The following is a 12595-nucleotide window of genomic DNA, read 5'->3' as shown; positions in this document are numbered from 1 at the left end:
AGTGAAGTTATGACAGTTCTCAGCACATTTCAATTGAATGGCAAATTGGCCCTCATTACAGGGTCTTCCGCAGGGATTGGCTTTGCATTGGCACGCGCATTGGGTGAAGCAGGTTCGCATGTCGTGATCAATGGTCGCAATGCAGAGAAAGTTTCGGCGGCAGCTCAAGCACTCAAAGACGAAGGCTTGAATGTCAGCGAGTTCGTATTTGACGTCACCGATGCCAAATCCGTCACCACAGCTGTGAATGACATTGAAGCTCAATTGGGTGCCATCGACATTTTGGTCAACAACGCCGGCATGCAAATTCGAGGACCCTTGCATGAATACAAGGACGAAGATTGGCACACGCTCATGCGAACCAACCTCGACAGTGTTTACTACGTGGGCAAAACGGTGGCCCAAAAGATGATTCCGCGTGGTCGCGGCAAGATCATCAACATCTGCTCCGTCCAAAGTGAATTAGGTCGTCCAGGCATTGCGCCATACACGGCCTCCAAAGGTGCCGTCAAAATGTTCACCAAAGGCATGGCCATTGATTGGGGACAATTTGGCATTCAGGTCAATGGCATCGGCCCAGGCTATTTCAAAACAGAACTGAACCAAAAACTAGTGGACGACCCGCAGTTTTCCTCTTGGCTGGTAGGACGCACACCCAGCAGACGTTGGGGCGATGTTGAGGATTTAGGCGGCGCAGCCGTCTTTTTGGCCAGCGATGCCTCCAAGTTTGTCAATGGCCACATCCTGTACGTGGATGGCGGTGTCACGGCTACACTCTAAGCATTGAAACGAAGATTCCCCATAAGGCTCTCCTATGCGCGCACTGATCTGCCACTCCGCCAAAGATTTAAGAATTGAAACCACTGAACTGCCCGCCATGGGGCCGGACCAAGTTCGCGTCAAAGTTGCCTTTGGTGGTATTTGTGGTTCCGATTTGCATTACTACCAACACGGTGGTTTTGGCACGGTTCGCATCAAGCAGCCGATGGCCTTAGGCCACGAAATTTCAGGCGTGGTGGATGGCCTGGGTGCCAACGTGAAGCATCTGGCCGTCGGTCAACGCATTGCCATTTCTCCGTCGCGACCTTGCGGTTCATGCCGCTACTGCCAATTGGGTCAGCAAAACCATTGCCTCCACATGCGCTTCTTTGGCAGCGCCATGCCCTTCCCCCACATTCAAGGTGCATTTGCTGAGCAGCTCATCATCGAAGGCTATCAAGCGCATCCCATCGGTGCACACCTTAGCCTTTCGGAGGCTGCCTTGGCCGAGCCCTTGTCTGTTGGCTTGCACGCCATCCAACGTGCTGGCGGCGTGTTGGGCAAGCAAGTGTTTGTCTCTGGCTGCGGCCCCATTGGATCCTTGCTGATCGGCGCATTGCGTCGTGCAGGAGCGGCCCGCATTGTGGCCGCCGACATTGCCGACCTGCCCTTGAAGTGCGCTCAAGAGATGGGTGCCGATGAAACCATCAACCTCAAGACGCAACCTGAGTTGCTCGAAAAATACAAAGTTGACAAAGGCCAGTTTGAAGCTGTCTTTGAAGCCTCTGGCAGTGAACCCGCTTTGCGTGCGGGTCTGGATGTCATCATGCCGCGCGGCGTGTTGGTCTCTGTGGGCATGGGTGGCGACATGAGCATTCCAATGACCCAACTGGTTGCCAAAGAGGTGGACCTGCGCGGTACCTTCCGATTCCATGCAGAGTTTGCCAATGCCGTTCAATTCCTCAATTCAGGTTTGATCAATGGCAAACCTGTGATCACGGGCATCTTGCCCATGGACAAAGCGGTGGATGCCTTTGAACTGGCTTGCGACAAATCGCAATCCTTGAAAGTTCAAATCGACTTCGAAGTCGTTTGATGAAAAGCCAAATTGACCATTTGGTGCTTGCAGCCCACAGCTTGCAACAAGGTGTTGAATGGTGTGAATCCGTTTTAGGTATCACACCGGCAGCGGGTGGTGAGCACGAAAAGTACGGCACGCACAATCGATTGTTCAAAATCGCCACGCCCACTTTTCCAGTGGCATATTTCGAAATCATCGCCATCAACCCAGATGCCGTCATCGAAAAAAAACCACCTCCTACCAGATGGTTTGATTTAGACAACAAAGCGCTTCAAGCTGAGTTGATCAAATCGCCCAGGCTCATTCACTTTGTGGCCAACACCGAGAACATCCAAGATGCGCGTCATGCTTGGAAGGCACAAAGCATTGATCGCGGCCCCATCATTCACGCCAGCCGCAAGACGCCGAAAGGCTTGCTGCAGTGGCAAATTACGGTACGCCCAGATGGCGAGCGTTTGTTCAACGGCACCCTGCCCACACTCATTCAATGGGGCAAGCCTGAGGCTGCTGATCCCATGAAGTTGCATCCACGCAATCATTTACCTCGCTCTGGCATTTCGCTGAAGAGCTTATCGGTTCAGCATGCAAGCGCTGGCAAATTACAAGATGCTTATGATGCAATTGGGCTTGCCAACATCAGTGTTGCTGAAGGCCCCGCAAACATAGTTGCCACTTTGCAAACGCCCAAGGGCTTGGTCACCTTAGAAAGCCTAGGAATCTAAACCATGCCACACTCGCAACAGGGTCAGTCTGGCGGCGAGTCAGCCATCATGGATGTCCTCATTGTGGGCGCTGGTTTATCGGGCATTGGTGCTGCAAGACATCTACAAATGCATTGCCCCCAAACCCATTGGTGCATCCTAGAAGCACGCGAAGCCATCGGGGGTACTTGGGATTTATTCAAGTACCCTGGTATTCGCTCTGACTCCGACATGTACACCCTAGGCTACGCTTTCAAGCCTTGGGTTGATCACAAGTCCATCGCAGATGGCAAAACCATTCGACAGTACATCCAAGAAACCGCCGACGAAAACGGCATCACACAACACATCAAGCACGGACACGCCGTGACGCAAGCCAGCTGGTCCACGGCAGATGCATGTTGGACAGTCACCGCTAATAAATCTCAGGTTTCTGAACCGGTGATTTTCAAAGCGCGCTTCCTGTACTTTTGTTGTGGTTACTACAGCTACAAAAACGGTCATCAACCCGACTTTCCTGGTCACGCATCTTTTCAAGGCAAATGGGTGCATCCACAGTTCTGGCCCGATCACCTGAACTACGCCGATCAAAAAGTGGTGGTCATTGGCAGCGGTGCCACTGCAGTCACCTTGGTACCCGAAATGGCCAAGACTGCAGCACATGTCACCATGCTGCAAAGATCTCCCACCTATGTGATTGCCCGGCCCGGCGAAGACACGATGTCTTTGTGGTTGCAAAAGTACTTTCCAGCAAAGTTGGCCTATCAAATCACACGAACGAAAAACGTGGTCATGGGCATGTTGACCTACCAATTGGCGCGCCGGCGACCTGAGTTTGTAAAACGTTATTTGGTCAAAATGGCAGCTCGGCAATTGCGCTCTGATCAAACCGCCCAACATTTTTCACCCAAATACAAACCTTGGGACGAGCGCTTGTGTGTTGTGCCAGATGGCGATTTGTTCCGGCAAATCAGACATGGCAAAGCCAGCGTGGTGACGGACACCATTCAAAGCATTTTGCCCAATGGCATTCAATTGAGCAGCGGAAAAACATTAGAAGCAGACATCATTGTGTCTGCCACAGGTTTGTCCTTGAACATTTTGGGTGACATTCAAATTCAAGTCGATGGTTTGCCCTTCAAGGCTTCTGAACAAATGGCCTATCGCGGCATGTGGCTGTCGGGCTTGCCCAATGCCATCATGACCTTTGGCTATACCAATGCATCCTGGACTTTGAAAGCTGACTTAACGGCCTTGTACACCTGCCGCCTGCTCAATTACATGAACAAGCACGGTTACAAAAAAGCAATTCCGCTGAAAGACCCCAGCATTCAAGAAGCCGACTACTTGTCGTTTACTTCTGGCTACGTGCAACGTGCACGCAATGTGCTGCCGAAGCAAGGCACCAAAGCACCTTGGCAATTGAATCAAAATTATTTAAAAGACATCCTCTTGATCAAATATGGCCGTCTGAACGATGGCGTCATGAAGTTCAGTTAATGTGAGCACCCGAGGTATTTGAAATGCTAGTTTTATGGCTTCTATTTTTGTTCTTCATGAGCATGCTGGGTTTGGTTCTGTTTGCCAGCTTTTCAAACAAAAAAGCAGAACAATTTTTACCGCCTGCTGGGCAGTTTGCCAAGCTGAGTCAAGGGATGCTTCATTACCTTGATGAAGGTCAAGGCCCAGCTGTTGTGCTTGTGCATGGCCTTGCCGGCAATTTTCACAATTTCACCTATGGCGTCTCCAAGCCATTGTCTGCGCAGTATCGCGTCATCGCAGTGGACCGTCCTGGCTGTGGTTACTCAAAACGCAATGCCCATGCAGACGCCAGTCTGGAGGCGCAAGCTGATACTTTGATTGAATTGCTGGACCATTTAAAAATTGAATCGGCTGTTTTTGTAGGTCACTCTTTGGGCGGTGCTATTTCTTTGACAGCGGCGCAACGCCATCCGTCACGCATCAAAGCACTGGCACTCATTGCGCCCCTCACCCGCCAACCTGAGAGCCCAGCACCTGTTTTCAAGCCGCTTGATATTCCATCGCCTGTGCTTCGCAAATTGATCGGCTGGACATTTGCAGTGCCTGGCACACTTTTCAGAATGTCCACCAGTTTGAAGTTCATCTTCGGCCCTGAAAAGGCCCCAGCAGACTTCGCCATTCGAGGCGGTGGCATTTTGGCGCTCAAGCCCCAAACATTCATCACGGCATCCAGTGACCTACAGCAGGTGAAAGCATGCATGCCCAACATCGAAGCAGCCTATGCCAGCATGACCACACCTGTTCACGTTCTGTATGGACGTGAAGACCGCATTCTGAGCGCCAAGCTCAATGGCGAAGACTTAGCTCAGCGCCTACCTGGCACGCAGCTCACCCTGATCAATGGCGGTCACATGCTGCCAGTGACGCAAGCTGAGGTCACCTGTCAATTCATTGCCGGCGTGGCAGGAAAAGCAACAGGCTTAGCGCCTTGATGCCAAACTTTGTATTTGTGCATCACTTCTATATAAGCAGGTGATTGCTCAAAGTTTTCCAACCAAATTTTCAGCGCCGACCAAGCCTGGGCATCAAACCAGTCTCGGTCTGTTCGTGCAAATTGCCTCACAAACGGCGCAATGGCTGCATCCACCCAGCACCATTGATCACCCATCACGTAGGACGATTTTTCCAGTTGCGCATTCAATTTCATCAAGAAATTTGAACCCATTTCTCGATGCGCCAAACCGTCAGTCAGCGCATATCGGTTGGGGTATTTGTAACGGTCTAAATTTTTCTTAAATTCGTCATCGCATGAACGAACCCATTCTTGTGCAAGGGCATCGTTGGACTGTCCTTCGGTTGACCATCGCTCGGGATCACTTTGCGCCAGTGCCCAATGCATGATGTCCAAGCTTTCTTCCATCACTTTGTCTTTCAACACCAGCACAGGCACGGTCCCTTTGGGTGACACAGCCAACATGCTTTCGGGTTTTTGCGACAACGCAATTTCACGCATCTCACATCGAATCCCACTGGCCAGCAAAGCCATGCGGGCCCTCATGGCATAAGGGCAACGGCGGAAGGAATACAAAATTGGCGCATCTTGAGGCAACAAAGCAGCCACCTTTTCTTGACGTTGAGGCGTACCAATGTGATTGATATGACGGGCTTTGGCAATTTCCCATTGCTTTTGGCGTTCCCGTGCACTGTTCTTTTGAACCTCGCTGGTTTGGCCATGGCATCGTGGGCAACTGACGCCCAACTCAAACAAGGGTGAGGCTTTGGCACCCGCAGGCAAAGGCTCGCGGCAGCAACGGCAGAGTTCATGGGGTCCAGGCTTCAAGCCATGACCGACAGACACGCGCTCATCAAATACAAAGCACTCCCCCTCCCACAAACTTTGCTCCGGTGGAACTTCTTCAAGGTATTTCAAAATTCCGCCTTGCAAATGGAAGACCTCCTCAAAGCCCTGTTCTAGCATCAATGAGGTTGATTTCTCGCAGCGAATGCCGCCTGTGCAAAACATGGCCACTCTGGGCTTCTTGCCATTGCGCGCTTCCAATTCCTTGGCCTGCTGAACCCAATTTGGCAGTTGCGAAAAACTCTGGATATTGGGATCGAGTGCCCCTTTGAAAGTGCCAATCTCTACCTCGTAATCGTTGCGTGTGTCGACCACCACCACATCGGGGGAAGAAATCAGTGCATTCCAGTCTTTGGGTTTCACGTATTGACCGACACGGTGCGTGGGACTGATGCCTGGGACACCCAAGGTGACAATTTCTTTTTTAAGGCGCACCTTCATGCGGTGAAAAGGTGGCTTGTCAGCAAAGGACTCTTTGTGCTCTAAATCTGCCAACAAAGGATCGGCTCTCAAATACGCCAACACAGCATGCACGTCGGCGGGTGCACCGGCAATGGTGCTGTTGATGCCCTCACGCGCTAACAAAATTAGCCCCTTGACATTGTGTGCCTCACAAAAGGCCAGCAGAGGGGCACGTCGATCTTCAAAATTTGGCAGATCAACAAATTTATAAAAAGCAGCAGTGAGATAAACAGGGGTAGATAAATCGGTGCGCATGCCTGTATTTTGCACGCACTGGCATACCCCAATTGCCACAATCGCTAGGAACTCGCAAAATCATTGGGCTCATTTCAGCAGTAACCCCAAGCAGACTTCGCAGTATGAAACGTCTAGGCTTCCTCACCCCACTCCGTTTGATTTTGATCAAAGCAACTGCAGGCAAAACATGGCAAGCAGTCCTTCTTAAAGTCAGCCTGTGCTTTGGCTTGACTGTTTCAAGTCTGAGCCTCTTTGCGCAAGAGACCTACCTTGATCTCACCCAAAGCAAGGCCTTTGTTGCCGCCACCACAGCCCATCCATTGGCAACAGAAGCTGCTCTGAAAATGTTGAAACAAGGCGGCAGTGCCACGGATGCAGCCATTGCAGCGCAACTGATGCTGGGCTTGGTAGAACCTCAATCGTCGGGACTAGGCGGTGGCAGCTTTTTCATGCACTGGCATGCAGAGAAAAAAAACCTGACCAGTTTCGATGGGTTGGCAGCGGCCCCTCAAAAAGTCACTGACTCACTGACCACCGATGTGGATGGCAGCAAACTACCCTACGCACAACTGTCTCGCGGCGGCAGAAGTGCTGGCGTTCCCGGCACCTTGCCCTTGTTGGCCAAAGTCCACGCTCAATACGGGAAGCTGTCTTGGGCCAGTTTGTTTGTGCCGGCCATTGAAGTGGCCACCAAGGGCTTTCCAATGCCCGCCTACATGCACCAAATTTTGGCAGCGCCTCTATCGGCAGAAGCACATCCAGAACTTTTGAATTTGTATTTTGACGAAAAGCAAAAAGTCAAAGCCATTGGCACCCCCATCGTGAACGAGGCCTACGCACAAATTCTTCAAAAAATTGCTGCGCAAGGGCCCTCTGCAGTCTGGACGGGCGAACAAGGCGCCGCCTTCATGACAACTATTCAGAAAGGTTACAGGGCATCCCTGATCACTTTGGACGATTTGAAAAATTACAAAGTAGAAGAAAGACAAGCTTTGTGCAGCCCCTACCTTCGCTTTACTGTCTGCGTGATGGCACCGCCTTCTTTTGGGGGTGTCGTGGTCCTGCAGATGCTTCAAATGCTCGAAGCCAAAACTGCCCAAGGTTTCAATTTCAACCAGCCAGAGTTTGCTCACTTCTACGCTGAAGCCGGCAAACTGGCGCAAAGTGATCGTCAACGCTACATCGCCGATCCAGGCTTTTTTCAAGTGCCTGCCACGGCTTTGGTTGCCAACAACTATGCCCAGCAGCGTGCGCAGCTCATTCAAGAACGAACACTGCCCAACTACCCTGCTGGACAGCCCGTTGCGGCTTCGCAAGTCGTATTGAGCAACGTCACACCTGCAGCGCCTAGTTCTGATGCCACCAGTCAGTTGGCTGTTGTCGATGCTGCAGGCAATGCAGTCACCATGACCACCACCAACAACCTCAATTTTGGTTCGCGTCTGCTGACACAAGGTTACAGCCTGAACAACGCCATGACCAACTTCGTCACCAATCCCAAACCAGGTGAAATTTCGCCCAACAAGATGGAAGCTGGCAAACGACCCGTCACGTCCATGGCGCCTGTGATGGTTTTTGACGACAAAGGCCAGTTGGTCACTCTGGGTGGCTCTGCCGGTGGCGGTCAAATTGTGGACTATGTCACGACCAATTTGATTCGCATGCTGGCCTTGGACCAATCACCTGTGGAAGCGCTTTCACAAGGGCATGTGTCCACGGCCATCCCTCAAAGGGTGCAACTGGAAAAAGGCACGGCAGCGGCTCAGTTGGCCGAAGCATTGCAAGCCAAAGGACATCAGGTGGAAGTCGTTCCCATGAACAGCGGCATGGGGTTCCTCAAGCGTTCAGGCACTGGCTGGATCGGAGCGGCAGATCCTCGCCGCGATGGTGTGGCCTGGGGCTTTAACCCCACACCTTAGGAAACAAAGGATCGTTCATTTCGGCCCCCTCGGGCAAACGCTCCGCCAAACCTTCAAAAGGGGGTGAAGTGCGCCAATGGCGCACTGCATGGCGCGTGTCGTCACCCAGGTAACGAGCCGAAAAAACCCTGCGTCGCTCTGCTGGGCCCACGCCATTGGACGCATGCAAGGCCAGCATCTGGAATGCAACACAATCGCCGGGATCCAAAGACCACGCCAACTGTGTGTAATGATGCGGTTCAGCATCGATCGGTGGTAATTCAGCCAAGCTACCTTCAGGAAACCATTTGGCCTGCTGGTCACGGAATGTACGAGGCATGTACCAGGTTCCTAGGTGTGACTTGGCGACAAATCGCAAGGTACTGGCCTCTGATACAGGATCCACAGGAATCCAAAAACTCACGTTCTGTCGGCCGCTGACGTTGTAATACGGTTGGTCTTGATGCCAGGGTGTGGGCTGCTTGGTGCCAGGCTCCTTGACCAACAAATGGTCGTGATAAACGCGCACGGTTTGCGACTGCATCAACTGGGCAGCGATATGCGGCAAGGCTGAATCGCGCAGAATTTTTTCATAAGCCGCATTGGATTGCCAAGTACAAAAGTCTTCAATGAATCGGCCTGGATCGTCTGCACGACTGGCCACTTGAGCTAAGGGGCTGAGGTGTGACAAGTTGTGCTCAATACCCTGTTCTAGCGTTTGAAGCTCCTCTGCATTCAAGACACCTCTTAAGACCACTGCACCCAATTGGGCATAGTCTTGAACAGTCTGAGAAGAGAGCATCAAAGTACGCGACATGGCCACCCCGCTTAAATTTGTTTGAGCAGTTCTGCAGTCTCAAACACAGGCAATCCCATGATGCCTGTGTACGAGCCCTTGATGACCGCAATGTGCTTGGCTGCCAAACCTTGTACACCATACGCGCCGGCCTTGCCCATGGGTTCGCCACTGGCCACATAGGCTTTCATTTCAGTCAGAGACATGTGTGCAAATGTGACACTGGAAATAGACACCGCAGACACCCTTTGGGTTCCCTTGCCAATCGCAACGGCGGTGAGTACGCGGTGGGTTTTGCCTGAAAGTTTTTTCAACATCCGCAGAGCATCTTGCGCGTTGTTTGGTTTGCCCAATATCTCCCGCCCCAAGGCAACGGTGGTGTCAGCGCAGATCACAGGTGCTTTTGCCAAGCTACGCGTTTTCAATCGGGTCATGGCAGCCTCAAGCTTGAGAAGCGTCACTCGCTGCACATACGTCAAAGGTGCTTCGCCAGGCAAGACCTGCTCCAAGGCTTCAGCATCCTCCTCAGGCGTTGGCAACAGCAATTCATAGTTCACGCCAATTTGCTCAAGCAACTGCCTGCGGCGTGGGCTTTGCGAGGCCAAATAGACAAAATTTTTCACGCCGTCTTACTCACGGTGATAAGGGTGATTGGCGTTGACTGACCATGCACGGTACAACTGTTCAATCAACAACACACGCGCCATTGCGTGGGGCAAGGTCAAATCGGACAAACGAATGCGCTCGTGGGCCGCGTCGCGAAACGCAGGCTCAAGACCATCGGGGCCGCCAATGATCAGCGCCACATCGTCACCGCTTAACTGCCAATCTTTCAGCCTTTGGGCCAAGGCCAAAGTCCGCAACGAGGTTCCTCGCTCGTCTAGCACCACAATGCGAGTGCCACGAGGGATGACAGCTTCAATGCGCTGGCGTTCAGCAGCCACCAAGGTTTCGTAGGTCTTAGAGCCGCGAGGCTCGGTTTTGACCGCTTTGAGCTCCACTTTGATTTCGGGTGGAAAACGCTTGACGTAATCATCCCAAGCAGCCTGAGCCCAATCGGGGACACGCTGCCCTACTGCCACAATCAGCAGCCTCATGGGCTTTAGGACTTTGGCTTGGCCTTGCCTGCGGCTTTGGCGGCTGGTTTGCCGACAGATTTGCTTGCTGGCTTAGCACTTGTCTTTGCTGCAGGTTTGGCTGACTTTGTAGCTGGCTTGGCTACCGATTTGCTGGGCGCTTTAGTTGGGGCCTTAGTTGAGGCCTTGGTGGGCGCTTTGGCTGGCGCTTTGCGGGTAGGTTTGAGGGCTTCGGAGCCCATCGGACCCACAGGCACTGAATCGCGACGTGTTGGCGTGCGACCTGCGCTGACGTTGGCCTTCTTTTTGGCAACAGGCTTGCGAACAGGTTCAGCAGGCTTGGGAGCGCCCAGTTTCAAACGCACTGGTTTGTCACCCCAAATTTCTTCGAGATTGTAATAAGAACGAATGGTGGGCTGCATGATGTGAGCAACGGCGCTGCCGCAATCCACAATGATCCACTCGCCGTTGTCTTCACCTTCAATGCGCGGTTTGGGATAGCCGGCTTCGCGCACTTTATCGCGAACACTGGCTGCAAGGGCTTTGGTTTGGCGATTTGAAGTACCAGACGCAATGATGACGCGCTCAAACAAGGGTGACATGTGTTCTGTGTCAAAGACCACAATCTCTTGCGCTTTCACATCTTCCAATGCATCCACAATGGCGCGCTGGAGTTTTTGGGTGTCTTTTTTGGCAGAAGTGTCAGTCATCGTGCAGGCTGGTAAAGGTGATGGCGGTAAATATACAGCGCAACGGTCTTGGGAACCAGTGCGTCGATGGGTTGACCATGGGCCACCCGTGCTCGAACTTCCGTTGCACTGTGAGGCAAATGGGGTAATTTCAAGACTTGTGTGGGGATGTCATGGCTGGGAACGTCTGGGCCTAGCGGGCTAGGCATCTCACGTTCAGCAACGCAAATTATAGCCCGCCTCGAAATTTCTTCGATTTCACGCCATGTTCCCAAGGCTTTGCCCTGATCTTCCCCGATAAATAAGAAAAATTCTGCACCGGGGTATTGCAAAGCCAAGCTTCTAAGTGTGTCGACGGTGTAGCTGGGACCCTGACGCGCCAATTCCATGTCATTGATGGTGACACCCGGCAAATGGCCAAACGCCAACTTCGCCATCTCGGCACGGTGCGACCCACTGCTTAAATCGCGCGCCTTGTGCCATGCATCACCCGTTGGAATAATGAGCAGTGCGTCTAACTGGAATTGCGCCAAGGCAGCCTCTGCCATGGCCACATGGGCAACGTGCGGCGGGTCAAACGCCCCACCCAAAATGCCAATGCGTTGTGGCTTCAAACCCAATCCTTTGGCTTCAAGAAGTGAGCGGTCAATTGGGCCTCGTCAGAATCCGGGGCATCGACCCGGTTGTATGACCAACTGACCAAAGCCGGCATAGACAACAAAATTGATTCCGTTCGTCCGCCTGATTGCAAACCAAAATGTGTGCCACGGTCCCACACCAAATTGAACTCAACATACCGACCGCGCCGATACAACTGGAAGGCTCTTTCTCGCTCACCATAGGGCGTATCTTTGCGACGCATCACAAGGGGCATGTAGGCTTTAAGCAACCCGTTGCCCACGTCTTGCATCATCGCAAAGCCTTTTTCGAAACCAAGTTCGGAAAAATCATCGTAAAAAATGCCACCGACGCCGCGAGCTTCATTGCGATGCTTCAAGAAGAAATAGTCATCGCACCATTTTTTAAAGCGCGGATGTAAATCAGGCCCATAGGGGGCAACAGCGTCTTTACAAACCTGATGGAAATGCACGGCATCTTCTACAAAACCATAATAAGGCGTGAGGTCCATGCCACCGCCAAACCAAGCAACGGGCTCTTTCCCTTCTGGTTTGGCCACAATCATGCGCACGTTCATGTGCACGGTGGGCACATAAGGATTGCGGGGATGAAAAACCAAGGAAACGCCCATGGCTTCAAAAGGTGCACCCGACAGCTCTGGGCGATGTTGTGTGGCGGATGGTGGCAACTTGGGGCCACTCACATGAGAAAAACCACAACCGGCGCGTTCAAACACCGGGCCACCCTCTAGGATTTGAGTGATGCCATCACCTTGAAGCATTTCCCCTTCAGGCTTGCGCCAGGGGTCCACCACAAAGTCTGTGCCGTCCACATCGTGCAAGGCCCGCGTGATGTTGGCTTGCAACTGAATCAAGTAGTCTCGAACAGTTTGAGCTTGATGCAGGTCCATGGGGTGACTTTCTCTGAATGCCTGAGGC

Annotated in this window: 13 protein-coding genes; 6 read left to right on the top strand and 7 right to left on the bottom strand. The window is 52.4% G+C overall.

What is annotated here, in order from left to right:
- Positions 1–9 precede the first annotated feature (9 nt).
- From B9Z46_RS08475 to B9Z46_RS08455, 5 genes are read left to right on the top strand one after another with little or no spacing between them, the layout of a single operon-like run.
- Complete coding sequence (locus B9Z46_RS08475) at positions 10–780, top strand: glucose 1-dehydrogenase (RefSeq protein WP_108255564.1); 771 nt, start codon at positions 10–12, stop codon at positions 778–780.
- A gap of 34 nt (positions 781–814) precedes the next feature.
- The gene (locus B9Z46_RS08470; RefSeq protein WP_055360942.1) at positions 815–1855 is read left to right on the top strand and encodes an L-idonate 5-dehydrogenase; all 1041 of its coding nucleotides are present in this window, start codon (positions 815–817) and stop codon (positions 1853–1855) included.
- The gene (locus B9Z46_RS08465; RefSeq protein WP_055360943.1) at positions 1855–2562 is read left to right on the top strand and encodes a VOC family protein; all 708 of its coding nucleotides are present in this window, start codon (positions 1855–1857) and stop codon (positions 2560–2562) included. The genes B9Z46_RS08470 and B9Z46_RS08465 overlap by 1 nt, the downstream gene beginning before the upstream one ends.
- 3 nt (positions 2563–2565) lie before the next feature.
- Positions 2566–4041 carry an NAD(P)/FAD-dependent oxidoreductase gene (locus B9Z46_RS08460; protein WP_108255562.1) on the top strand — a complete coding sequence of 492 codons (1476 nt, stop codon included), beginning with the start codon at positions 2566–2568 and terminating at the stop codon, positions 4039–4041.
- A 23-nt stretch (positions 4042–4064) separates the two neighbouring features.
- Complete coding sequence (locus B9Z46_RS08455; protein WP_108255560.1) at positions 4065–5015, top strand: alpha/beta fold hydrolase; 951 nt, start codon at positions 4065–4067, stop codon at positions 5013–5015.
- Here B9Z46_RS08455 and B9Z46_RS15305 read toward each other — a convergent pair.
- On the bottom strand, positions 4967–6598 hold the full coding sequence (locus tag B9Z46_RS15305; protein ID WP_108255558.1) for a rhodanese-related sulfurtransferase: 1632 nt from the start codon (positions 6596–6598) through the stop codon (positions 4967–4969). The genes B9Z46_RS08455 and B9Z46_RS15305 overlap by 49 nt on opposite strands.
- 104 nt (positions 6599–6702) lie before the next feature.
- Here B9Z46_RS15305 and B9Z46_RS08445 point away from each other — a divergent pair, with 104 nt between their 5' ends.
- The gene (locus tag B9Z46_RS08445) at positions 6703–8499 is read left to right on the top strand and encodes a gamma-glutamyltransferase family protein (RefSeq protein ID WP_108255556.1); all 1797 of its coding nucleotides are present in this window, start codon (positions 6703–6705) and stop codon (positions 8497–8499) included.
- On the opposite strand, the gene B9Z46_RS08440 is transcribed toward B9Z46_RS08445, so the two are convergent.
- Genes B9Z46_RS08440 through hemF form a run of 6 tightly spaced genes read right to left on the bottom strand, consistent with a single transcriptional unit; the run spans position 8483 to position 12567 of the window.
- Positions 8483–9295, bottom strand: a complete 813-nt coding sequence (locus B9Z46_RS08440; RefSeq protein ID WP_108255554.1) for a phytanoyl-CoA dioxygenase family protein — start codon at positions 9293–9295, stop codon at positions 8483–8485. The genes B9Z46_RS08445 and B9Z46_RS08440 overlap by 17 nt on opposite strands.
- Positions 9296–9306: 11 nt before the next feature.
- Entirely contained in the window at positions 9307–9897 is a 591-nt protein-coding gene (locus B9Z46_RS08435; protein ID WP_108255552.1) for a nucleoside triphosphate pyrophosphatase, read from the bottom strand.
- Positions 9898–9903: 6 nt separating this feature from the next.
- Positions 9904–10371, bottom strand: coding sequence for a 23S rRNA (pseudouridine(1915)-N(3))-methyltransferase RlmH (gene rlmH, locus B9Z46_RS08430; protein ID WP_108255550.1), 468 nt, complete (start codon positions 10369–10371; stop codon positions 9904–9906).
- Positions 10372–10376: 5 nt separating this feature from the next.
- Positions 10377–11060 carry a ribosome silencing factor gene (gene rsfS / locus B9Z46_RS08425; RefSeq protein WP_108255548.1) on the bottom strand — a complete coding sequence of 228 codons (684 nt, stop codon included), beginning with the start codon at positions 11058–11060 and terminating at the stop codon, positions 10377–10379.
- Positions 11057–11653: a nicotinate-nucleotide adenylyltransferase gene (gene nadD / locus B9Z46_RS08420; RefSeq protein WP_108255854.1), complete on the bottom strand. Its 597-nt coding sequence runs from the start codon at positions 11651–11653 to the stop codon at positions 11057–11059. The genes rsfS and nadD overlap by 4 nt, the downstream gene beginning before the upstream one ends.
- Positions 11650–12567 (bottom strand): oxygen-dependent coproporphyrinogen oxidase, encoded by a 918-nt coding sequence (gene hemF, locus B9Z46_RS08415; RefSeq protein WP_108255545.1) that lies wholly within the window; start codon positions 12565–12567, stop codon positions 11650–11652. The genes nadD and hemF overlap by 4 nt, the downstream gene beginning before the upstream one ends.
- Positions 12568–12595: the final 28 nt, after the last annotated feature.

Origin of the sequence: Limnohabitans sp. Hippo4, from assembly GCF_003063605.1 — a bacterium.
Classification (GTDB): Bacteria; Pseudomonadota; Gammaproteobacteria; order Burkholderiales; family Burkholderiaceae_C; genus Limnohabitans_A.
Note: the sequence above shows the minus strand (reverse complement) of the source record. Positions and strands in the feature narration are given on the sequence as shown.